General features: G+C 64.9%; 20 protein-coding genes. 12 read left to right on the top strand and 8 right to left on the bottom strand.

Annotation, left to right across the window (positions count from 1 at the left end):
* Positions 1-15 precede the first annotated feature (15 nt).
* The 7 genes from AC51GT_RS10360 (at position 16) to AC51GT_RS10330 (ending at position 8,791) form a co-directional block, all read left to right on the top strand.
* Entirely contained in the window at positions 16-477 is a 462-nt protein-coding gene (locus AC51GT_RS10360) for an FHA domain-containing protein FhaB/FipA (protein WP_495513842.1), read from the top strand.
* Entirely contained in the window at positions 474-1,943 is a 1,470-nt protein-coding gene (locus tag AC51GT_RS10355) for a PP2C family protein-serine/threonine phosphatase (protein WP_496328692.1), read from the top strand. Before AC51GT_RS10360 ends, AC51GT_RS10355 begins: the two co-directional genes overlap by 4 nt.
* Positions 1,943-3,373 (top strand): FtsW/RodA/SpoVE family cell cycle protein, encoded by a 1,431-nt coding sequence (locus AC51GT_RS10350; RefSeq protein ID WP_496328691.1) that lies wholly within the window; start codon positions 1,943-1,945, stop codon positions 3,371-3,373. Before AC51GT_RS10355 ends, AC51GT_RS10350 begins: the two co-directional genes overlap by 1 nt.
* Positions 3,370-4,869, top strand: a complete 1,500-nt coding sequence (locus AC51GT_RS10345; RefSeq protein ID WP_496324407.1) for a peptidoglycan D,D-transpeptidase FtsI family protein — start codon at positions 3,370-3,372, stop codon at positions 4,867-4,869. Before AC51GT_RS10350 ends, AC51GT_RS10345 begins: the two co-directional genes overlap by 4 nt.
* 4 nt (positions 4,870-4,873) lie before the next feature.
* The gene (locus AC51GT_RS10340; protein ID WP_496324406.1) at positions 4,874-6,268 is read left to right on the top strand and encodes a protein kinase domain-containing protein; all 1,395 of its coding nucleotides are present in this window, start codon (positions 4,874-4,876) and stop codon (positions 6,266-6,268) included.
* Positions 6,268-8,169, top strand: coding sequence for a Stk1 family PASTA domain-containing Ser/Thr kinase (gene pknB, locus AC51GT_RS10335; RefSeq protein ID WP_496328690.1), 1,902 nt, complete (start codon positions 6,268-6,270; stop codon positions 8,167-8,169). Before AC51GT_RS10340 ends, pknB begins: the two co-directional genes overlap by 1 nt.
* Before the next feature lie 106 nt (positions 8,170-8,275).
* Positions 8,276-8,791 carry a DoxX family protein gene (locus tag AC51GT_RS10330; protein ID WP_496324404.1) on the top strand — a complete coding sequence of 172 codons (516 nt, stop codon included), beginning with the start codon at positions 8,276-8,278 and terminating at the stop codon, positions 8,789-8,791.
* A 65-nt stretch (positions 8,792-8,856) separates the two neighbouring features.
* Here the strand turns inward: AC51GT_RS10330 and AC51GT_RS10325 are convergent, their stop codons facing one another.
* The gene (locus AC51GT_RS10325) at positions 8,857-9,507 is read right to left on the bottom strand and encodes a TetR/AcrR family transcriptional regulator (RefSeq protein WP_496324403.1); all 651 of its coding nucleotides are present in this window, start codon (positions 9,505-9,507) and stop codon (positions 8,857-8,859) included.
* A gap of 249 nt (positions 9,508-9,756) precedes the next feature.
* On the opposite strand from AC51GT_RS10325, the gene AC51GT_RS10320 reads away from it, so the two are divergent.
* On the top strand, positions 9,757-11,232 hold the full coding sequence (locus tag AC51GT_RS10320; RefSeq protein WP_496328689.1) for an MFS transporter: 1,476 nt from the start codon (positions 9,757-9,759) through the stop codon (positions 11,230-11,232).
* Between the two features lie 37 nt (positions 11,233-11,269).
* Here the strand turns inward: AC51GT_RS10320 and AC51GT_RS10315 are convergent, their stop codons facing one another.
* Together AC51GT_RS10315 and AC51GT_RS10310 are read right to left on the bottom strand one after the other, a co-directional pair.
* Positions 11,270-12,058, bottom strand: coding sequence for an SDR family NAD(P)-dependent oxidoreductase (locus AC51GT_RS10315; protein ID WP_496324401.1), 789 nt, complete (start codon positions 12,056-12,058; stop codon positions 11,270-11,272).
* A 46-nt stretch (positions 12,059-12,104) separates the two neighbouring features.
* Complete coding sequence (locus AC51GT_RS10310) at positions 12,105-12,932, bottom strand: TauD/TfdA dioxygenase family protein (RefSeq protein ID WP_496328688.1); 828 nt, start codon at positions 12,930-12,932, stop codon at positions 12,105-12,107.
* A gap of 181 nt (positions 12,933-13,113) precedes the next feature.
* Between AC51GT_RS10310 and AC51GT_RS10305 the strand changes: the two genes are divergently transcribed.
* The 4 genes from AC51GT_RS10305 (at position 13,114) to AC51GT_RS10290 (ending at position 17,597) form a co-directional block, all read left to right on the top strand.
* Positions 13,114-13,869: a maleate cis-trans isomerase family protein gene (locus AC51GT_RS10305; RefSeq protein WP_496328687.1), complete on the top strand. Its 756-nt coding sequence runs from the start codon at positions 13,114-13,116 to the stop codon at positions 13,867-13,869.
* 42 nt (positions 13,870-13,911) lie between these two features.
* Positions 13,912-15,906: an oxidoreductase gene (locus AC51GT_RS10300; RefSeq protein ID WP_496328686.1), complete on the top strand. Its 1,995-nt coding sequence runs from the start codon at positions 13,912-13,914 to the stop codon at positions 15,904-15,906.
* A gap of 449 nt (positions 15,907-16,355) precedes the next feature.
* Positions 16,356-16,766 carry a hypothetical protein gene (locus tag AC51GT_RS10295; RefSeq protein WP_496324397.1) on the top strand — a complete coding sequence of 137 codons (411 nt, stop codon included), beginning with the start codon at positions 16,356-16,358 and terminating at the stop codon, positions 16,764-16,766.
* Between the two features lie 387 nt (positions 16,767-17,153).
* Complete coding sequence (locus AC51GT_RS10290) at positions 17,154-17,597, top strand: helix-turn-helix domain-containing protein (protein WP_496328685.1); 444 nt, start codon at positions 17,154-17,156, stop codon at positions 17,595-17,597.
* Here the strand turns inward: AC51GT_RS10290 and AC51GT_RS10285 are convergent, their stop codons facing one another.
* Genes AC51GT_RS10285 through AC51GT_RS10265 form a run of 5 tightly spaced genes read right to left on the bottom strand, consistent with a single transcriptional unit; the run spans position 17,598 to position 23,053 of the window.
* Complete coding sequence (locus AC51GT_RS10285; RefSeq protein ID WP_496328684.1) at positions 17,598-18,629, bottom strand: ABC transporter ATP-binding protein; 1,032 nt, start codon at positions 18,627-18,629, stop codon at positions 17,598-17,600.
* A 1-nt stretch (position 18,630) separates the two neighbouring features.
* Positions 18,631-19,743, bottom strand: a complete 1,113-nt coding sequence (locus AC51GT_RS10280; RefSeq protein ID WP_496328683.1) for an ABC transporter ATP-binding protein — start codon at positions 19,741-19,743, stop codon at positions 18,631-18,633.
* A complete protein-coding gene (locus AC51GT_RS10275) occupies positions 19,740-20,639 on the bottom strand; it encodes an ABC transporter permease (protein WP_496328682.1) in 900 nt (299 codons plus the stop codon). Before AC51GT_RS10275 ends, AC51GT_RS10280 begins: the two co-directional genes overlap by 4 nt.
* Positions 20,636-21,598: an ABC transporter permease gene (locus AC51GT_RS10270; RefSeq protein WP_496324392.1), complete on the bottom strand. Its 963-nt coding sequence runs from the start codon at positions 21,596-21,598 to the stop codon at positions 20,636-20,638. Before AC51GT_RS10270 ends, AC51GT_RS10275 begins: the two co-directional genes overlap by 4 nt.
* A 30-nt stretch (positions 21,599-21,628) precedes the next feature.
* Complete coding sequence (locus tag AC51GT_RS10265) at positions 21,629-23,053, bottom strand: ABC transporter substrate-binding protein (RefSeq protein ID WP_496328681.1); 1,425 nt, start codon at positions 23,051-23,053, stop codon at positions 21,629-21,631.
* Positions 23,054-23,297 lie beyond the last annotated feature (244 nt).

Genomic DNA, 23,297 nt, shown 5'->3' with positions numbered 1-23,297 from the left:
AGGAGGTGAGAAAACGTGCAAGGCATAGTGCTGCAGCTGACGCGTGTCGGTTTCCTGCTGCTGTTGTGGCTGATGATCTGGGCTGTCCTCCGGGTGATCCGCAGCGATGTCTATGCCGCGACGGGCCAACGACCGCCGACCCGGTTCGAACGGCGCACCCAGGGCTCCCCTGCCCGGGTCAAAGGCGCCGCCCGATATCTGGTGGTCACCCATGGTGCTCTGGCCAACACCCGCATCACGCTGGGCACCCAGCCCGTCCTGCTCGGACGGGCCGACGACTCCACCCTCGTCCTCACCGACGAATACGCCTCCGAGCGTCACGCACGCCTGATCCGCCGCGGCGACGACTGGTACGTCGAAGACCTCGGATCCACCAACGGCACGTACCTCGACCGGTCAAAAGTGACCACCGCCGTGCGGGTGCCCCTCGCAACTCCGGTACGCGTGGGCAAAACCGTGATTGAGTTGCGCCCGTGACACTGGTTTTGCGCTATATCGCGCGGAGCGACCGTGGCCTGGTCCGCGCCAACAACGAAGATTCGGTTTACGCCGGTGCCCGACTACTCGCCCTCGCCGACGGCATGGGCGGTCACGCGGCCGGTGAGGTCGCCAGCCAGCTGGTGATCCAGGCGCTGCGTCCCCTCGACGACGACGAGCCCGGTGGGGACCTGCTCGCCAAACTCGACGCCGCCACCAGGCGCGGCAATCAGGCGATCGCCGACCAGGTCGCCGAGGCCCCCGAGCTCGACGGCATGGGGACCACACTGACCGCGATCCTGTTCGCCGGCTCCCGGCTGGGGCTCTGCCACATCGGTGATTCCCGCGGGTATCTGCTACGCGACGGCCAGCTCACCCAGATCACCCGCGACGACACGTTTGTGCAGACCCTCGTCGAAGAAGGCCGGATCACGGCCGAGGAAGCCCACACGCATCCACAACGCTCACTGATCATGCGGGCCCTGACCGGCACCGAGGTCGAACCGACGCTGACCGTGCGCGAAGCCCGGGCCGGCGACCGTTATCTGCTCTGCAGCGACGGCCTGTCCGACGTGGTCAGCGAAGAGACGATCCGGGACACCATGTCGTCGGTCGAGAACCACCGCGAGTGCGCGGATCGGCTCATCGAACTCGCGCTGCGCGGCGGCGGTCCCGACAACGTCACCGTGGTCGTCGCCGATGTCGTCGACGTCGACTACGGCGAGAGCCGGCCGATCGTCGGTGGCGCCGCCGGTGGCGACGACCAGGAGTACGTCCCCGATCCGAGCACCTCGGCCGGACGGGCAGCGGCGTTGCGCCCGCCCGCGCAGTCCCCGCGTCGCCCGACGATCGGCACCCCCGACCCCGCGCCGCGCCCGGCGCACCCCCGTCGTAAATGGATCCTGGCCGGCATCGCCGTGGCGATCATCGCCCTGCTGATCGGCGGACTGTTCATCGGCCGGGCGATCGTCCGCTCGAACTACTATGTGGGCCAATCCGACAGTCAGGTCGTGGTCTACCGGGGACTGCAGGGCTCGGTCCTCGGGATGAGTCTGCACGAGCTGAGCAAGATCACCTGCACCCATGACATGGACACCGACAACCCCACAGTCACCCTGGCCGATTACGACAACCGGCCCGACGACTGCGTGCCCCTGGAGGTCTCCGACCTGACCGGCACGGCGCCGGCCTCCCTCGACGGCCGCGACCCGGTGTCACTCGGGGACGCCGAAGCACAGGTCCGCGCCCTGATGGACAACCTGCTGCCGTTGTGCCCGGAAGAAGCATCGGCCTCCACCGAAGCGGTCACCCCGCAACCACAGACACCGGCGCCGCAAACCGGTTCACCGCGGCCCGGTGAGTCGACCGCACCCTCCACCGTCGCTCCGCAATCCGGCACGGCCGGCACGATGCCGCCGCTGTCGACGACACCGGCAACACCGCCGGGGAACTGTCGGGGCCGCTGATGTCACAGGCCGCCGTCACCCAACAGCCACCGGCAGCGGGGCCCGCCCGCCCCTACACCGGACGTAATTTCGAGCTCGCCCTGCTCGGCCTGTCCACCGTCATCGTCTTCGCCGCGTTGATCCTGGTGCAGGTTGCCCAATCCCAAAGCGTCACTTGGGATATCGCCAAATACATCGGCGCCTATATGCTGCTCTTCGGGTTCGCGCACCTGGTGGTCCGCCGGTTCGCGCCGTACGCCGACCCGGTGATCCTGCCGTTGGTGGCGACCCTGAACGGGCTGGGCCTGGTGATCATCCATCGCCTCGACCTCGGCACCGGACAGAACGGCGAGACCGCCAGTCCCATCGACCGCACCCACGACGCCGATCAGCAGGTGCTGTGGGCGATCTTGGGCATCATCGCGTTCGTCGCGGTCCTGATCCTGATCCGCGACCACCGCACGTTGTCGCGGTACAGCTACATCCTCGGCCTGGGTGGCCTGATCTTCCTGGCCATCCCGGCGATCCTGCCGTCGTCGATGTCGGAGATCAACGGTTCCAAGATCTGGATCCGCACGCCGCTGTTCAACATCCAGCCCGGTGAGTTCTCGAAGATCCTGATCATCATCTTCACCGCGTCCCTGCTCGTCTCGAAGCGCGACCTGTTCACCACCGCGGGCAAGCATTTCCTCGGCATGGACCTGCCCCGCGCCCGCGACCTCGGTCCGCTGCTGGCCGCCTGGGTCATCTCGATCGGGGTCCTCGCGTTCGAGCGCGACCTGGGCACGTCACTGCTCGTCTTCACGACGATGTTGGTGATGCTCTACGTGGCGACCGAACGGGTCAGCTGGCTCATCATCGGCATCAGTCTGTTCTCGCTCGGGGCGATCTTCGCCTACCAACTGTTCTCGCATCTGCAGGTGCGGGTCAGCATCTGGCAGGACCCGTTCAACGACTTCTACGGTCAGGGATATCAAGTCGGCCAGGGACTGTTCGGCCTGGCCACCGGCGGGGTTTTCGGGACCGGGCTCGGTTCGGGCCGGCCGAACATCGTGCCGTTCGCCAACACCGACTTCATCATCGCGACGATCGGCGAGGAACTCGGTCTGGTCGGGCTGGCCGCGATCCTGATGCTCTTCCTCATCCTGATCACCCGCGGTCTGCGAACCGGGATCATGGTCCGCGACAGCTTCGGCAAACTGCTCGCCACCGGCCTGTCGTTCACCCTGGTGATGCAGATCTTCGTGGTGGTCGGTGGTGTCACCAAACTGATTCCGCTGACCGGTCTGACCACGCCGTTCATGTCGTACGGCGGTTCGTCGCTGCTGGCGAACTACATCCTGGTGGCGCTGCTGCTCCGCGTGTCCAACGCCGCGCGTGAACCCGACCCGACCAAGAAGAAACCGACTCCGATCGCAGATGCACCCACGCAAATGGTGAAACGCCCATGAACATCCCCATCCGTCGTGTGGTGACGGCAGTCATGGTGATCATCCTCGCGCTGCTGATCAACGCCACCTATGTCCAGGTCTTCAAGGCCGACGACCTCCGCGCCGATCCCCGCAACCAGCGGGTGCTGCTCGACGAGTACTCCCGCCAGCGGGGGCAGATCACCGCGGGCAACGACGTCATCGCCCAGTCCGTCCCCACCGACGACCGACTGCAGTACCTGCGCACCTACCCGAACCCGTGGGCAGACGCATATGCGCCGGTCACCGGCTATTACTCGTTCCAGTACGGCAGTTCCGGTCTCGAACAAGCCGAGGATTCATTCCTCAACGGCAACGACGACCGGCTGTTCGGGCAACGGTTCGCCGACATGTTCTCCGGGCGCGACCCGCGCGGCGGCAACGTGATCACTACCATCAACCCGCGGGCTCAGCAGGTCGCCTACGACCAGATGTCGGCAGGCTGCAACGGGGGTTGTCGCGGGGCCGTGGTCGCCCTCGATCCCAGCACCGGCGCGATCCTGGCGATGGTCTCCACCCCCAGCTACAACCCGAACCTGCTGGCCAGCCACGACGCGACCGTGCGGGAAGACGCCTGGGCCGCGTGGAATCCGGGCGATGCCACCGGATACCAGCCGATGCTGAACCGCGCACTGAACGAGACCTACCCACCCGGTTCGACGTTCAAGGTGATCACCGCGGCAGCCGCGCTCGAGGAGGGCATCGACGAGAGCACCCGGCTGACCGCCGACAACAGCATCGTCCTGCCGAACACGCAGACCTCGCTGACCAACTACGGCAACCAGACCTGCCCCGCCTCCAGTGGCGGCACCGTCACGATGCACCAGGCGCTGGAGTATTCGTGCAACACGGCGTTCGTCGACCTGTCGACCTCGAAGCTGCAGAATCCGGTCGAGACGGTCAAGAAGCAGGCCAATGCCTTCGGCGTCGACGCCAAGCTGCCCGACACGCCGCTCCCGGTCGCCGAGTCGACCGTCGGCCCGATCCCCGACCTCGCCGCACTCGGCCAGAGCTCCATCGGCCAGCGTGATGTCCGGTTCACCCCGATCCAGAATGCGATGATCGCGGCAACGATCGCCAACGGTGGAGTTCGCATGCAGCCGTATCTCGTGGATAAACTCCAGGCTCCCGACCTCAAGACACTGCACACCACCCGACCGAACGCGCTCAACGAACCGATCTCCGCACAGACAGCGGCCACGCTGACCGAGATGATGATCGATTCCGAGCGCAACACCACGGGTGCCGGCGGACCGGTGCCGATCGCATCGAAGACCGGCACCGCCGAACACTCCGACACCCAGGGCGCCGACGAGACCCCGTACGCCTGGTACATCGCGTTCGGGCCGTCGAGCAATGCCAAGGTCGCGGTTGCGGTGATCGTCGAGAACGGCGACGGGGGACTACAGGCAACGGGCGGCTCCTCGGCCGCTCCAATCGGGCGCGCGGTCATCAACGCGCTCGTAGGTGAAGGGTGACCGCGTGAGTTTGCAAGGTGGGACGACCATCGCCGGCCGATATCGGCTGATGCGGTTGATCGCGACCGGCGGTATGGGCCAGGTGTGGGAAACCATGGACACCAGGCTGGGCCGGCGCGTCGCCGTGAAGGTGCTCAAGGCAGAGTTCTCCGACGACCCCGAGTTCCTCGAGCGTTTCCGCACCGAGGCCCGCACCACCGCCCAGCTGAATCATCCGGGCATCGCCAACGTCTTCGACTACGGCGAGGCGCAGGACCCGGGTGCCGGGTCCGTCGCCTACCTGGTGATGGAACTGGTCAACGGTGAGCCGCTCAATGCGGTGCTGTCCCGCGTCGGACGCCTGTCGTTGCACAACGCCCTGGACATGCTCGAGCAGACCGGCCGGGCTCTCAAGGCCGCGCACGATGCCGGCCTGGTGCACCGCGACGTCAAACCCGGCAACATCCTGATCACCCCCACCGGGCAGGTGAAGATCACCGACTTCGGCATCGCCAAGGCCGTCGACGCCGCACCGGTCACCCAGACCGGCATGGTGATGGGCACCGCGCAGTACATCTCTCCCGAGCAGGCCCTCGGTGAAGACGCGACCGCGGCCTCGGACGTGTACTCGCTCGGAGTTGTCGGCTACGAGGCGATCTCCGGTCGTCGGCCGTTCCTCGGGGACGGCGCCATCACCGTGGCGATGAAGCACATCCGCGAGGAAGCGCCCCCGCTGCCGACGGATCTGCCTGCCAATGTCCGTGAACTCATCGAGATCACGATGGCCAAGGACCCCCATCAGCGGTACGCCGACGGCGGCGAGTTCGCCAACGCCGTCGCAGCCGTACGTGCCGGCCGTCGTCCACCGCCGCCCGGGTCGGCAGCGGCAGCAGCGGCCGTGTCCCGCCCCGCCACCGCGGCAATGGCTCCGCCGGCCACCACCAGCGCCGTTCGCGCCACCCCGCCCCCGAATGGGCCGGTAACGCCGCCGCCCGGGTCGCAGGACGGCTGGTCGGGCGGACAGAAAGCGCTGGCTGCCGTCGCCGTGCTGCTGCTCCTCGGCGCGCTCATCGCGGTCGGTTTCCTGCTGATGTCGTCCAACGACGACTCCGACACCCCGACACCGAGTTCGTCGCGGCCCCGGACCACGACGACCACCACGGTGGCACCGACCACCGAGGAAACGACCACCACCACCACGCGGACCACCACCACGACCACCACGACGACCACCGAGGACACCACGACCACCACCACGCCGGAGCCGACCACCACGACGACCACGGAACGAAGCCCGATCTTCACCCTGCCGACCATCTCGATCCCAGGGTTGCCGGCCCGTGAAGAGAGCGATTCCGAGCCAGACGACGACGCGTCCACGACCACGACCACGCGTCCTGATTCAGGGAACGGTGGTTGATGGCTGTCCCGAGGCAGGTTTCAGAACGCTATGAGCTGGGCGAGACGCTCGGTTTCGGTGGCATGTCCGAGGTGCACCTCGCCCGCGACCTGCTGCTGCATCGCGACGTCGCGATCAAGGTGCTGCGCGCCGACCTCGCGCGCGACCCCACCTTCTACCTCCGCTTCCGGCGGGAGGCGCAGAACGCGGCGGCGCTGAATCACCCGACCATCGTGTCGGTGTTCGACACCGGCGAGGCCGAGACACCAGAGGGGCCCCTGCCCTTCATCGTGATGGAGTTCGTCGACGGCGAAACCCTGCGCGACGTGCTGCGGGCCGAAGGCCATGTCAGTCCCCGCCAGGCGATGACCTGGATCGCCGATGTTGCTGCCGCCCTGCACTTCTCGCACCAGAACGGCATCGTCCACCGCGACGTGAAGCCGGCGAACATCATGATCGACAAGTCCGGCGCGGTCAAGGTGATGGACTTCGGTATCGCCCGCGCGATGTCGGACACCGGTAACTCGATGACCCAGACGGCTGCGGTCATCGGCACCGCACAGTACCTGTCGCCGGAACAAGCCCGCGGAGAGAGTGTCGACGCCCGCAGCGACGTGTACTCGCTGGGCTGTGTGCTCTTCGAGCTGCTCACCGGAGAGCCGCCGTTCACCGGTGACTCCCCCGTGGCCGTGGCGTACCAGCACGTCCGGGAGGATCCGCCCATCCCGTCGGCGGTGCGTCCGGGTATCCCACCCGAACTCGACTCGATCGTGCTCAAGGCCATGAGCAAGAACCCGGCCAACCGATACCAGTCGGCCGCCGAGATGCGGTCGGATCTGATCAAGGTGCTCGCCGGCGGCAAGCCGAGTGCACCGATGGTGATGAGCGACGAGGACCGGACCTCGCTGATCGACACCGGGCCGCGCGCCCGCGTTGCCCGGGTCGGCGCGACCGGCTCACATGGCCGCGACGATGACGACCCGCCGCCGAAGAGCCGCAAGGCCCTGAAATATGCGGCGATGAGCGCACTTGCGTTACTGGCGGTCGTGGCCGTCACCTTGCTGTTGATCCAGCCCTGGGCGTCGGATGAGACGCCACAGATCTCCATCCCACGGGTCACGGACATGTCCGCCGCCGATGCGCGCGCCGAACTGGAGACACTCGGCTTCCGCGTCAATCAGCGGGACGAACCGAGCGACAGCGTGCCCGAAGGGAATCCGACCCGGACCACACCCGGTGAGGGCGTGTCGGCCGACAAGGGGTCGACGGTCACGCTGTACGTCTCGGCCGGCCCGCAACGTCAGCAGGTGCCCGATCTTCGGGGACGCACCCTCGAGGCGGCGACCGCCGAACTGAACAATCTCGGGTTCGGGAACGTCAGATCGGTCGAGATCAACTCCACCGCCGACCTCACGGGCAAGGTGGTCGGCACCAATCCGGCCGCCCGCAGCACCCAGCCCGTCACCACGCTGATCACCATCCAGGTCGGCACCGGTCCCCGCCTTGTCACCGTGCCGGACCTCACCGGGCAGCGACTGGAGCAGGCGCGGACCAACCTGACGCAGCTGGACCTGGAGATCTCACCGATCGAGGCCGATTCCGAACTGCCCCAGGGCACGGTCATCAGCACTTCACCGAACGCCGGTGAAGAGGTCGAGGAGGGCAGCGTCATCCAGGTGACGGTCAGTCGCGGCAACATGTACGTGGTGCCCGATCTGCGTGGACGTACCGCCGCCCAGGCAGAGACACAGCTGACGACGGCCGGGTGGGAACGCGGCACCGTCACGACGGTCCCGCGCAACGTCCCGCTGGGCAGTTCCGACGACGGCAAGATCCTCGATCAGACCCCGTCACCAGGCACCTTGGCACGGAAGGATGGAGCGGTCACGATCACGGTCGGCCGAGCCGCGCTGCTGCCGTAGGACCAGCGCGTTCGGCCCCTCGCCGCGCCGCCAGGTGTGACGAGGTGGTACACCCTTCATTAGTGAGATTTGACGCACACGTACCGAACGAAGGGTCCCCGCACCGATGACAAGCCTGTTCCGCGCACCGAAATCCGACCACACCGCCGTGCAGTTGCTGCTTCGTGCCGCCATCGGCGGGACCATGATCGCCCATGGCCTCAAGCACGGCCGCAGCCTGGACGGCACTGCCGGCTGGTTCGGTTCGATCGGTTTCCGTCAGCCAAAACTGCAGGCGCAGGCCTCTGCCGTGGTGGAGGTCGGGGCCGGAACGGCGATCGTCGCCGGAGCCGGCACTCCGCTCGCCGCGGCCGCCGTGGTCGGCACCATGGCGGTGGCCGCCCGGTCGGTGCATCAGCCGAACGGTTTCTTCATCACCTCTGAGGGCTGGGAGTACGTCGCCAACCTGGCTGCGGCCGCTGTGGCCCTGGCGGCCATCGGACCCGGCCGCTTCAGCGTCGACCGCGCCCTCGGGTTGGACGGCAAGCTCAGCCCGAACCAGGGTGCGGCCCTGGCCGCGGGCGTCGGACTGGTGGCAGCCGGCGCGCAGCTGGCCGCATTCCATCGGCCGGTCGCCAAGTAATCCAGACACAAAAACACAGGCCGGCGACCCGTCATCGGGTGGCCGGCCTGTGTCGTGTGAGGCGGTCAGCGGGTCACAGGTGCATTCCAGATACCCGCGATCGCATCGATCAGTTCTGTTCCGAAATCGTCCCAGCTCGCCGCATCGGCATTGTCGTCGGAGGCGAGCTGGAGTTCGCGTTCGGCGGTCATGTGGGTCATCAGGTGCCGGCCCATGGTGGCGCGCGCCTTGCGGGTCTCGGGCGGCAGATGTTCGACGGCCGAACCAAGGCCCTGTACCAGGGTGGTCAGCGACGGGGAGACCCGTTCGGTCTCCTGGTACGCCAGCACGCGGAGCGACGGATCGGTCTGCACCTGTGCGTTGAACCGGGCGTACCAGCTCGGGGTCCCGAGCTGCGCCATGTGTTGGGTCGACGGCAGGACCAGACACGAGATCCACGCGCGGATGTCGGTCAACCCCTCGGTCGATTCCAACATTCGCGCGCGGGCCTCCTCGACCTGCAACGAGTGCTTGTTGACAATCGCCAGGACCAGATCGGTCTTGGTACCGAAGTGATAGCCGACGGCCGCATTGTTGCCTTGTCCCGCCGCCTCGCTCACCTGACGATTCGAAATCGCAAAGACACCCTCTTCGGCGAAGAGCCGTTCGGCAGCGGTGAGGATGAGCTCTCGCGTCGCCGCTGCACGCGTCGATTTTGATCCAGCCGTCGCAGTCATCGACTCACTTCCGAGTTGTGATTGGAGACCAGGACCCACAGGATGAGCCCTGTTCCTGAGGCCATTCAACCGCCATTCGGGCACATGGTCAATCAGCTGCTTTAGCAGTGATTCACAATGTCCAAATTTGGGCATCGATGACGTAGGTCACGTACGAGGACTGTTAGTTGACTAAACCACAATCCGGATCTAGTTTTACCTAAGTCAATTGACTGATGTACTCGAACGCGCGCCTGATGGAGTCTGCCGATGTCGACCGCCGAACGCTCCGGCCCCGAACCGCAGACCGATGCCAAACCGACGGCGATCGTCGCTGTCCTGGCGTTCTCCGGGGTGGTCGCCGCCCTGACGCACACCATGATCATTCCGGTCATACCCCTGTTGCCGGGACTGTTGAACGCGTCGGCGTCCAACACCGCCTGGGCGATCACCGCCACGCTCCTGGCCGCCGGTGTCTCCGTCCCGATGATGGGCCGTCTCGGCGACATGTTCGGTAAACGCCGCATACTGCTGATCTGCTTCTCACTCCTGATCGCCGGTTCCATGGTCAGCGCCCTGGCCGCCGATGTCGTCACGCTCATCGTGGGACGGTCACTGCAGGGCATGGCGGCCGGTGTCATCCCCCTCGGCATCAGCGTCATGCGCGACATGCTGCCGGTCAAGAAGCTTCCCGGTGCCGTCGCGACCATGAGCTCATCTCTCGGCGTCGGCAGCGCACTGGGTCTGCCCATCGCCGCCCTGATCGCCGAGTTCTCCAACTGGCACGTCCTGTTCTGGACCGGGGCCGCCCTCGGTGTCATCGCCGCCGTGCTGGTGATCATCGTCGTCCCCGAGACGAACATCCGAACCGGAGGACGCTTCGATTTCGGTGGGGCACTGTCGCTGTCGGTCGCCCTGGTCTCCATGCTGCTCGCGATCTCCAAGGGCGGCGACTGGGGTTGGACCTCACCGACGACCATCGGCCTGGCGATCCTGGCCGCGATTTCCTTTGTCCTGTGGGCCTGGTGGGAACTACGGGTACGGCACCCGCTGGTCGATCTGCGGGTCAGTGTCCGACCCCAGGTGCTCTTCACCAACATGGCCTCGATCGTCCTGGGGTTCGCCATGTTCTCGATGAGTCTGGTCTTTCCGCAGGTCTTGCAGTTGCCGACCGCCACCGGCTACGGCCTCGGACAGTCGATGCTGGTCGCGGGCGTCGTGATGGCACCCTCCGGGTTGATGATGATGCTGGTCTCTCCACTGTCCGCGCACATCACCACCACCCGAGGCCCCAAGACCACGCTGATGTGTGGTGCGGTCGCCGTGGCCATCGCCTACGGGACCGGCGTGATGTTCATGCACTCGGTCTGGCAGATGGTGCTCATCTCGATCATCATCGGCTTCGGCATCGGTTTGGCCTACGGCGCCATGCCGGCGCTGATCATGGGTGCGGTGCCGGCGACCGAAACCGGCGCGGCGAACAGCTTCAACACGTTGATGCGCTCTCTCGGAACATCTTTCGCCAGCGCCATCGCCGGGGTGATCCTGGCACAGATGACGATGACCCTGGGGTCGACGGACGTTCCGACCGAGAACGCATTCCGCATCGTCATGGCCTGTGGCGGTGCCGCCGCGCTCCTTGCCTTCGGGATCGCCTGGTTCATCCCCAAGTTCGTCACGGCCGGCCCTGAACTCGAGGTGAACACGGCAGGCGAGAACAGCCTGCCGGTGCCCTCGGTCCGCTGACCAGAGTTCCGTCCTCGCAGAAGCGGACTTCCCGGGTTCAGTGGGGCGTCCGCCCCGACTTCTCGGCACCCATGCCGGAGAACCCGACCGAGTAGCCGCCGTCGGCCGGCATCAGCACCCCGGTGATGTACGACGAGGCATCACCGGCGAAAAACAAGGCTGCCGAGGCTATTTCGTCAGGCATCCCCCAGCGATCCATCGGGATGCCCGGCACCCGACTGGCTTCCGGAGGCGGCGTCGGATGATCCTTGGACATCGCGACCAGTCCGGTCCACACCGTCCCGGGGCAGACCGCGTTGACCCGGATGTTGTCGTCGACGTAGTCGAGCGCCCCGGTTCGGGTCAGCTGATTGACGCCGGCCTTCGCCGCGCCGTAGACGCCGTGATGTTTGAAGCCGACCATCGCGGTCATCGAGGAGATGTTCACAATGGATCCACCGCCGGACTTCAGCATCGAGCGGACCCCGTACTTCATGCACAGGAAGACCCCGCGCAGGTTCACGTCGTGAATCCGGTCCCAGTCCTCGGTGCTCTGCAGATGCAGCGGCATCATGCTGCCGCCGAACCCGGCGTTGTTGACCAGGATGTCGACCCGGCCGAACGATTCCTCCGCGGTCGCGATCATGCGTTGGACATCCTCTTCGACGCTGATGTCCGCCTTCACGCCCACCGCCGCCTCACCGATGTCCGCGGCCACATCGAGGGCCCGCCCGGTTACGCTCGCGCACACCACCTTTGCGCCCTCGGCGGCAAACAGATGTGCGATCGACTTGCCGATACCTGATCCGGCACCGGTGACAACCGCGACCTTGTCCTTCAGTTGCATGTGTGGTCCTTTGTATTCTCGTGGCCTCGGGGATCTGTCGGGGTCTTCAGATGATCTGCTCGGTTCCGGCCAGGGTGGTGCGGTGCATCCGGCGCGCCTCGGTCCGATCGAAAGGGCAGGCGCGATGCAACAGTCCGAGGTTGTCCCAGATGACCATGTCCCCCACCTGCCACTCGTGCCGCAACACCCGCTCGGGTGACGTGGCGCGCCTCTCCAGGTCCGCCAGCAAGGCGCGACCTTCGTCGACATCCATCCCAACGACGTGAGAAGCGCTGTGGCCGAACACCAATGATCGGCGCCCGGATCGGTGCTCCCACACCAGGGGATGTTCCCGTTCAGGCCACGTCGCCCAGTCCGCCAGTTGTTCCGGAGTCGGTTCCGGATGGCTGCGACGCTGGATGGCCTCGAACGTATGCAATACCCGTAGGTCTGCGTATCGCTGTTTTTCTTCTTCGGTCAGTACGTCATAGGCCGCATAGGTGCTGCTGAATTCCGTCTCACCGCCCTCACTCGCCAGCACATGCGCCGTGAGCGCGACAGCCTTCGCGGGCGTTTCGTCCATCGATCCGTCGAAGTGCCAATGGTCGTTGCTCGAGAAATAGCGCACATTCGGATTCGACGGATCGAAACTGATCTCCATCACGTCCGGGTTCGGATAGTTGGGGAATTGCACGAGATCACCGAGTTTCCGGCAGAACCCGACCTGTACCTCATCATCGATGGGCAGGCCACGCAGCAACAGAACCCCGTGTTCTTCCAGTGCGGCCATACACGCGGCGGGCAATTCCTCGTCGTTGCGAAGTCGATCGATGTCGACGTCGACCAGCTCGGCTCCGACGACGTCGGTCAATTTGCGCGTGGTGAGTGTGGCCATCTGCTCCCCTTTTCATCATTGCGGCAAGAAAACCGCGACCGCATGAATGGATGTGTATGCAATGTAGGTCTTCCTCATAACTATTTCAATCCTTGCTAGGATTGCAATCAAAGGTGTATGCAATAAAGGCACCGTTTGCCTTTCGGCAACTCAGGTCCCTACCACCAGAGGGAGATCGCTCATGGCCGATGCGTTGGGTTGGCGACTGAAATTGGGGATTGTGACACCGTCGGTGAACACCGTCGTACAGCCCGAATACGACGACATGCGGCCGACCGGTGTCACCAACCACATCGGACGCATTCACATCCCCGACCGGATCACCAACAACGACGATGACTTCGAATTGTTGGTCCGCGACATCGATCGCGGCCTCGACGACGCGGTCGAGCGGGTTCTGACCTGTGAACCGGACTGCATCGTCCTCGGCGTGTCCATCGAGGCCGTATACGGCGACCCCGAAGCCGGCGCCGGTATCCAGCAACGACTTCGAGCCAAGTTCGGCGATGATCTGCGGCTCGTCCATGCGGGCGACGCGATACCCGCCGCCCTGCGCGCGGTCGGCGTGAGCGATGGCCCGATCGCGCTGCTCACGCCCTACCAACCGGTGTCGGAAGGACATCTGCGCACCTTCGTCGAGAAGAGCGGTTACCAACTGCACGACGCCATCCATCTACGCGCCCCCAGCGCAGTACAGATCGCGCACACCACAAGGGAAACCATCCAAGAAGGATTCGACCGCCTCGCGCAGACCCGCCCACGTGCCATCGTCCAGTTCGGTGCCAACATGTGTGCCGGCCGCATCGCGGCCGAGGCCGAAGCGCGACTCGGCCTACCGGTGTTGGCCGTCAACACCATCACGTACTGGCATGCACTGCGCAGCAACGGGATAACGGATCAGATGGCAGGTTTCGGACAGCTGTTGTCGGACCACTGACCGCCCACGACCTTCACCGATGGCCAGGTATTGGAGCCAGACATGCCCCACGCGTACCCGACGTTGTTCTCTCCGATCGAGCTCGGGCCCCGCACGGCCCGCAACCGGGTCTGGATGACCGCCCATGCCACCGAGTTCTCCACCGACGGTACGTTCGCCGATGCCAGCGCGGACTATTACGCCGAGCGCGCTCGCGGGGGTGTCGCCGTCATCACCATGGAGGCCATGGCAGTTCATCCCACGAGCCAACCGCGGCGCGGGGTGATCCTCGCCTACGATCGCGCCGTGGTCGAGAGCTACCGCACGGTGGCCGACGCCGTACATCCGCACGGAACTCTTCTGCTGGCACAACTGTGGCACCGCGGACGGCAGACCGACGGGATCATCAGCCGGCTGCCGACGTGGGCGCCGAGCGCTGTGCCCGACACGGTGTATCGAGAGATCCCCCACGAGATGACACCGGGCGAGATCGACGAGCTGGTTGCGCATTACGTGCGGGCGGCCGAGTACGCGATCGAGGGTGGGGTCGACGGTATCGAGGTCCATGGCCTGGCCCATGGTTACCTGCTCGGTCAATTCCTTTCTTCGGCAACCAATCACCGCAGTGACGACTACGGTGGCTCGTTCGAGAACCGGATGCGGATCGTTCGGCGGATCGTCGACGATGTACGACGAATCGTCCCGTCCGATCGGATCCTGGGGATCCGGCTCAACAGCAGCGACGGCGATGCCACCGCGGGCCTGACCAACGCCGACTGGGTCCAGATCGCCACCGAGATCGATCGCTGGGGCGCCGTCGACTACATCTCGACCAGCCAGGGCACCTACCTGGACCGGATGCAGATCTACGGAACGTCGGCTGCCCGACCTGCCGGATACGAGGTTTCCGACACCGCCGCCATCACCCGGGCGGTCTCGGTTCCCGTTGTCGCGGTCGGACGCATCACCACCCCGGAGATGGCCGAGGACATACTCTCCACCGGCAGAGCACAATTCGTCGGGATGGCGCGTCAGCTGATCGCCGACCCCCGGTGGGCGGAGAAGGCGCAGCGGGGACGCCCGGGCACCATCCGGCCCTGTGTCGGTTCGAACTGGTGTGTCGCCTCGTTCGCGCGCGGCCCGCTCGCCTGCATCCACAACCCGAAGGTCGGTCGGGAGCGGGCATTCACGCTCGACGATGGCAGGGCCCGCCGAGCCCGCACCGTCGCGGTCGTCGGCGGCGGCCCGGCGGGACTGCGGGCGGCCCTGACGGCCTCCGAACTCGGCCACGAGGTGACACTGTTCGAGCAGGAATCGACGCTCGGCGGGCAGGTCGGATTGATCTCGATGGCGGACTCGTACGGTGAGTGGTCGGGCGTCACCGATTGGCTGGCAACACAACTCACCGAGAGCAACGTCAAGGTCGCGCTCGGGCACCGCGCCGGCGCGGATGATCTGATCGGGCACTATGACGCGGTGGTGATAGCCACCGGTTCGACACCGATCCGGCACGGTTGGACATCGCGTCATCCCGAGCGCTGGGCGGGCGCGGAGGTCCTGCCCGGCTCCGACCAGTGGAACGTCTTTACGCCGGCGCAGATCCTGGGCGGCCGCGCGGAAATACCTCATCGGGTCCTGATCGTCGACGACACCGGTGACCGCCAGGCCTTTGTCACCGCCGAATATCTCCTCAGCCGACGCCACCCGGTACACATCGTCTCCCAGTACCCCCAACTCGGACACGCCTTTGCCGATGCTCACGATCTTCCCTTCGCGTTCGGACAACTACGCAGGGCGGGAGCGACATTCGCGGCCGGAACAGAGGTCACCGCGATCGACGGTGACACCGTTACACTGAAAGACGTTTACACGCAAGACGTTTCGATACTCACGGACGTCGATACCGTCGTACTCGTACTCGGCAACACCGCCGACGATGCGCTGGCCGGCGACCTCCACGGCAGCGGGATGGACGTCCAGGTGGTCGGCGACGCACACGCACCCCGACGGATCTTCAACGCCATCTGGGAAGGCGAACAGGCCGCCCGCAAGCTCTGATCCCTCGCCGGCCTGCCGGCCACCGCTATCGGTGGCCGCCCGTTGTGGAAAAGAAGAACCGGTCAGCAACGAACCGTCGACCGGTCACCTGGCTCACCGTACCGACGAAGAGGATGTTTGCACTCACCGATCTGGGGAACTTTGTTGGCGGTGTCACCGGCGCTGCTCTCCGCATACCTTTTGGAAGCTCATCTGGACCTTCGACCCACGGGGTGTCAGTGGGGAATGCACCGGTGCCGAACCAGCACCCGTCGAAGCACTGACACCACGCTGTCGACTCCAGAGTTCGTTTGTCTTCCACGAGGGGAATTCTCATGTCTAGTCCGAACACCGATCGCACCACCAACATGAGGGCATCGCGCACGGGAATCCGCCATGCCACAAGCACGGGTTTGATCGTCACCGCAGTTGGCGTGGTTGTTTTCAACGTTGCCCCGTTTTTGAACTGGGTGGACGTTGAAGGAGATTCGAACCCGCGCACCGGATACGAGACCGACTCTCTGGTCCCGTTCATCGCCTACCTGGGCGTCGGTCTGCTGATTGCCATGGTCTACGCATACAAGCGGGCGCGGCGTGGCCAACACCGCGGCCTGACCCTGGTATCGATGGCTGTCGGTATTGCAGCTACCGTCCAGTGTCTCGCCTTCGGAATCGAGCCCATGGGAGGTCTCGAGCGCGGCGACGACCTCAACACTGATATCGGAGTGTGGGTGGGCATGATCGGAGCGGCGGTCTGGGCCATCGGCTCAGGCTTACTTGCCAAGGAGATCGAGGGCGACGACCACGAGCACACCGACAACTACACCCGCGATCCTGAGCGCACCGGCAACACCGCCCCCGATTCCGCCACCGGTCACTGAAATCCGAGTAGCCGGAACGGGAAAGACCGGCAAAGGTCAGCGTAATTCCTGATCGTGCTCGGCGGGGTTTGAGAAACAAGACCCGGGCGGCGGGCTGGGGCCGCAGCTCTGCAGGGTGGATCAGTGCTCGACCAGTACAGTCCGCGAACGGGTTGATTTCGCACATACAGAAAATCTGCAGTACCGGGTGTAGACATCCAGGACTGTCTGTTGTAAGCTTCTTTTCGTAACAAAGGAAGAATCACGAGGCGCGGGAGAGACGAACTACCCGCAAGCAGTACCGCAAGACAGGGGTCGTGCCCAGGCGAAGTTTGTGTTTGATGGTCGTGCCTGGGCGCCCCCTACGTTGGCTGACCTGGACATCTAGGCGAGTCCAGCAAAGTCGACATGTGCAGTGATGTCAGTGAGTTCATCCCGGCCCCCGGCGCAACCCCCTGCGCCGGGGGCCCTGTTCATCGACAGAGAGAAGTCCCCATTTCGCAAGAATCGGCCGGCGACCACCCGTCCAACAAGCTTGACGACGAAGATTACCCGGCGTACAGCATGGGTCACGCTGCCGAAATCCTCGGCGTCACGCAAGCTTTCCTACGCAGCCTCGACGCCGCCAAACTTTTGGCTCCACAGCGCTCAGAAGGCGGACACCGCCGCTACTCGCGCTACCAGCTACGCATCGCTTCTCGCGCCCGTGAACTCATCGATCACGGCACACCCCTAGAGGCCGCGTGCCGCATCATCATCCTCGAAGACCAACTCGCCGAGGCCCACCGAATCAACGCCGAGCTTCAAGACACCATCACCGACGCAAACCCCACCGCCGGCGAACCCGACTGATCACTCCCCCGAAGCGGACCCGAGCGTCTTGACCGGTTGACCGTCGACGTGCGGGTAGTGACAAGCCGCGAAGTGCCCGGGACGGATCTCCCTGATCTCCGGTTCGTCTGTTGCACAACGATCTTGCACCGAAGGACAACGCGTCCGGAAGCGACAGCCGCTGGGCGGGTTCATCGGTGATGGCAGATCGCCCTGCAGCTGTGCCTGCGACACCGGCGCGGTCGGGTCGGGCTCGGGGACCGAGTTGATCAGGGCGCGCGTATAAGGGTGTACCGGCGACGAGAACAGTTCTTCGGTGGCCGCGACCTCGCACACCTTGCCGAGGTACATCACCACAACGCGGTCACTGAGGTTCTTGACCACCGCCAGATCATGCGCGATGAACACCAACGTGAGCTGATACCGGTCCCTCATCTCTTTGAGGAGGTTGATGATCTGGGCCTGCACCAGGACGTCGAGAGCGGACACCGGTTCGTCGCAGATGACGATCTCCGGGTCCAGGACCATGGCCCGCGCGATCGAGATGCGTTGGCACTGACCGCCGGAGAACTCGTGGGGGCGTCGGTCGGAGGCGGTGTCCGGATCGAGGCCGACCCGCTCGATCATCGCCCGGGTCCGCGCGATGATCTCCGACTTGGTCAGATTGCCCTGGATCCGCAGGCCCTCGGCGACGATGTCCTCGACCCGCCTCAGTGGGTTGAGCGATGAGATGGGGTCCTGGAAGATCATCTGCAACTTGCCGCGCTGGCGGCGCATGTCGCTGCCGCCGAGCCCGACGATCTCCACCCCGTCGAGGGTCACCGAACCGGAGGTCGGTGGGGGAAGCTGCATGATCGATTTGGCCGCACTGGATTTGCCGCAGCCGGACTCCCCGACCAACCCGACGGTCTCACCTCGTCGGGCATCGAAACTGACGTCCGAAACCGCATGGACGCGTTCATTGCCCTTGCCGCGGTATTCGACCGTGAGGTTCCGGACACCGAGCAGCACGTCGTCGTCGGTCCGGAGATGGGCGGTTCCACTGCCGGCCATGTCAGATCACATCCTTCTTCTCGAAGATGGTGCCGGCCGCGGTATGGCCCGCAACCGCATTCGCCTCCCGCGCCTCGCGACCGGCCGGTGTGCCGAGCGGAAAGAAGCAGGCCACCGAATGCGCTTGCCCGGGTGTGGTTTCCAATACCGGCGTCTCGGTGAGACATCTCGCCTGTGCCGATGGGCAACGCGGCGCGAATGCACATCCCGGCGGCGGGTCGATCACGACCGGAGGACGTCCCGGGATCGCCGGCAGATGGGTGTGGCTCGGTTGCGAGAGCCGGGGGATCGCGTCGATCAACGCCCGCGTGTACGGATGGCGCATACGTTCGAAAAGCTCGACAGTCGGCGCCTTTTCGACAATCTTCCCGGCGTACATGACAACAACGGTGTCGGCCCGGCCGGCAACGACGCCGAGGTCGTGGGTGACCAGCACCAATCCCATGCCCGATTCCCGCTGCAGATCCGATAGGAGGTCGAGGATCTGCTGTTGCACGGTGACGTCGAGCGCTGTGGTGGGCTCGTCTGCGATGAGCAGTTTCGGTGAACACGAGATCGCCAGGGCGATGGTCACCCGCTGACGCATGCCTCCGGACAAGTTGTGCGGGTACTGATCGAACCGGGTCGCCGGCTCCGGGATCCCCACCGAGGTGAGCAGACGAATCGCCGTCTCCTTCGCGGCGTCTTTGCTCAAACCCCGGTGGTAACGCAGGGTCTCGGTGAGTTGGCTGCCTATCGTCAGCACCGGGGTCAGCGATGTCATCGGGTCCTGGAACACCATCGCGACATCCACACCCCACAGGTGCTTGTGTTTCTTCGGGGAGACGGTCGCCAGGTTCTTGCCGTCGAAACGGATCTCGCTGCCGGGCATGATGTGCGCGTTGGGGGCGAGGATTCGCATCATCGCGCGGCAGAGCACCGACTTTCCCGATCCCGACTCCCCCACGACGCCGACGGTGCGTCCGGCCGCGACGTCGAGGTCGACGCCACCGACCGCGCGGACAGCGCCACGTGGGGTGTCGAACCAGACATGCAGATCCCGCACTTCGAGCAGTGGTGAGCCGGCCACCGGAATGTTCTCGCCGACTTCAGCGGTCGCGATCTCGGGGCTCATAGTGCTGACTCTCTTCCGATCCGGCCCCGCACCCAGTCACCGAGGACATTGAACGAATACACCGTGAGGAAGAAGAACACTGCTGGAACCAGCACCAGGTAGGGGTCGGTGGCCAGCGACTCCCGACCGGCCGCGAGCATCCCGCCCCAACTCGGTGTCGGGGGCGGTATCCCGAGTCCGAGGAAGCTCAAACTTCCCTCCGCGACGACCAGGGTCGCCATGACGACCAAGGCCAGCGACATCACCGGCAACATGACATTTGCGAGCAGTTCTCGGCGCAGCACCCGCAATGGACCCGCGCCGAGGGCTTTCGCAGCGGTCACGAACTCGCGGTCGGAGAAAGCAATCGTGTTGGCCCGCGCCACCCGTGCGAAGTTCGGGATGCCCAGCAGGGACAGACCGATCAGCAACGTGGTCAGGCTCGGGCCCATGGCGGCGACGAGCGCGATCAGGAATATGAGCGCCGGGAAGGACAGCAGAAAGTTGATGAACAGGGACAGGACCCGGTCCGCTGCACCGCGGAAGTAGCCGGCGACCAGTCCACAGCTCACGCCGATGACCAGAGCGATCAATGTGCTGCCGATGGCCACGATCAGTGACACCCGCGCACCGTAGATGCAGCGGGACAATACATCCCGGCCCAGCGAATCGGTGCCCAGGACGTGCTCCCACGAGGAGAACGGCGACGCACTGAAGTCGTCGCTGATCTCGCCCGGATCCGGTAGCGGTAGCCATGAGGCGGTGATCGCGGCAAACATCATCAGCCCCAGCCAGATGGCGCCCACGAGCGCCCCGACGGCACGGCGTCGGCGCCGTTTGGGCAGGAACATCCGTTCCGGACCGGAGGCGGCCAGAATCGCCTCTGCGCCCGAGGACTGCCTGATGGTCTCGGTCATGAGGTGCGCACCTTTCTCACTCTGGGGTCGAGCCACGGATACGTGACATCGACAAGTGCGTTGAGGGTCAGGAACAGCAGGGCACTCAGCAACACGATGGCCTGGACGACGATGAAGTCGCGGGATTGGATCGAGGTGACCACAAGCGTGCCCAAACCTGGTATCGCAAAGATCGATTCGACGATCACGGTGCCCCCGATGAGGCGACCGATCACCACCCCGGAGACTGTGACCAGCGAGAAGGACGACTGCTTGAGTGCATGCCGGATGAGGATGCGCCAGGTCGGCAGACCGCGGGCCCGCGCAGACAGGACATGATCCTGCTGCAGGGTTGCCATCATGTCGCCCTTGAGAAGTCGGGTGAACAACACACATTCTCCGGCCGCCAAGGTCATCACCGGCAGGATCAGATACTCGAAGTGCTTGACCGGATCCTCGGCAAAGGACACCCAGCCGAGGACCGGCAGCACGCCCATCTCGACCGCGAAGACGTACACCAGCAGGATGCCGAGTACGAACGACGGGATGGCCAGCGTCGCGGAGGTCACCGCTGTCGCGATGCGGTCTACGACACCCCGCGGCCGGTATGCCGACCACACCGCCACCGGTATCGAGATCACCAGGGCCACGATCATCGCCAGCGCGGCGAGTTCCAGTGACACCGGGGCACGTTCACCCACAGCGGTCATGACCGGCATCCGGGTCGTATACGACCTGCCGAAGTCTCCCTGCATGATTCCGCCCAGCCACGACAGATAACGCTCGACGAGCGGCTGGTCGAGGCCGTACATCTGCCGCGCCTGTTGACGCATTTCCTCACTGGCTCCCGCAGGAACCAGCCCGTCCACCGGATCACCGGGGATCAGTTCCAGCAGAAGGAATACCGCGATGGTCACCGCCGCGAGCAGGAGCAGGAAATTACCGACCGCGACCATCCAACGGATTGCTTGTCCACGCACGTTGCACTCCCTCTTTGGCGTAAAACGCCGTTACTGTGCGATCCAGGCGCGGTCGAGACGTACTCCAGCACCACCCGACGAGCCGACGACGTTCAGGTCGTTCACCTTGTCCGAGGTGAAGATGTAGCCGTTCTGGTACCGGAAGGTCAGCATCGGAGCCTGCTGCGACACCAGGCCGTTGACCTTTGCATATGCCTTCTCGATCTCAGCAGCATCTTTGGAGGTTCGCGTCGTCTCGAGGGCCGCGTCGACTTCGGGGTTCGAGTAGTTGGTGAAGTTCCTGGCACCGTCGGTGTGAAAGACCTCGTACATCATGTCGATGTCATCGGAGAGCTGAGCACCCAAGGCCATCTGGTAGGTCCCGGAATGGCGTTGGCCTTCGAGGGTGGCGAAATCCATGGCGTCGATCTTGACGGTGAGGCCGTCGATCTCCTGAAGCTGCGACTGCAGGAGCTGACCGACGAGATCGAGGTCGGGGATGCCGGCATATGTACTCAGCGTCACCGTCACGTCGGACTTGCCGGTCTTCTTCAGGTACGCGTCGAACTGCTTCTGTGCCTCCTCGACGTTCTTCTCGGGATACATCCCGAGCGCATCATCTCGATAGGGGCTGTCCGGGAACAGGAATGCATCGGCCGGCTTGTCGGCCGGCCACACGGCGGCAACGATCTGCTTGTTGTCGATGGCGTGGAGAAGTGCCGAACGCAGCCCGCTGTCCTGCATGGTCGGATCGGTGAGGTTGAAGTTCACTCCCGTTCCGCCGACCAGCGGGATGTCATACACGGTGAATCCTTCGGCCTCCGCAGCCTGTGCATTCTTGGACTGCAGTGACCAGGCGATGTCGATCTCACCCGAACGCAGGGTGTTCATCCGCTGGTCATCCTGCGAGATGACCTTGAGGACGAAGCTGTCGATGAACGGCCCCTCGCCCCAATAGTCGGGATTGGCCGTGAATTTCGCTTCCGCGTTACGTGTCCAGCTCTCCAGGATGAACGGACCGGCACCGACCGGCTGGTTCCCGAAGTCCGGCCCCTTCTCCGTGATCGCGGTGGGAGAGGCGATCATTCCCAGCGGCGCCGCCATCAGGGACGGAAGGTTGAAGTTCGGCTGTTCGGAGGTGACCTCGAGGGTCAACGGGTCGACCACCTGCCACGTGAGCGGGGTGAGGTACGGAAGTGAGGACGACAATGTCGCCGGATCCTTGAGCCGGTTCCAGTTGAAAGCGACCGCTTCGGCGTCGAACGGCGTCCCGTCGGAGAACGTCATGCCGTCGCGAAGCTTGAGTGTCCAGGCCCTGCCGTCCGCCGACTCGAAGGATTCGGCCATGCCGGCACCGAGTTCGCCTGACTCCGGGTCGTACTCGAGCAGGGTCCCGAACACCGGTGCGCACCTGTCGGGCGCCATCAACGCACACCAGGCGGGGTCCATGCTCTGGCCCTCGGTGTTGATCGCCATGACGATTTCACCACCCCGCTGGGGCGTGCCTCCTGCGCTTTGGTTCGCGTCCGATGGTCCACCGCAGGCGGCGACAACCAATCCCACTGCAGCCAGTGCGATTGTGGTGCGGCCCGCTGCCCTCGTTCGTCCGGTTACCTTCAACGACTTCTCCCGTCATCTCACATCTCCGTCGATCGACCACGACGGCCACTTCACGTATCGGGGATCGAATCAAGCAGGTGCACAACGGTTCTGCCCGGCG

The sequence above is a fragment of the Williamsia sp. z34 genome, from assembly GCF_059553395.1.
Note: the sequence above shows the minus strand (reverse complement) of the source record. Positions and strands in the feature narration are given on the sequence as shown.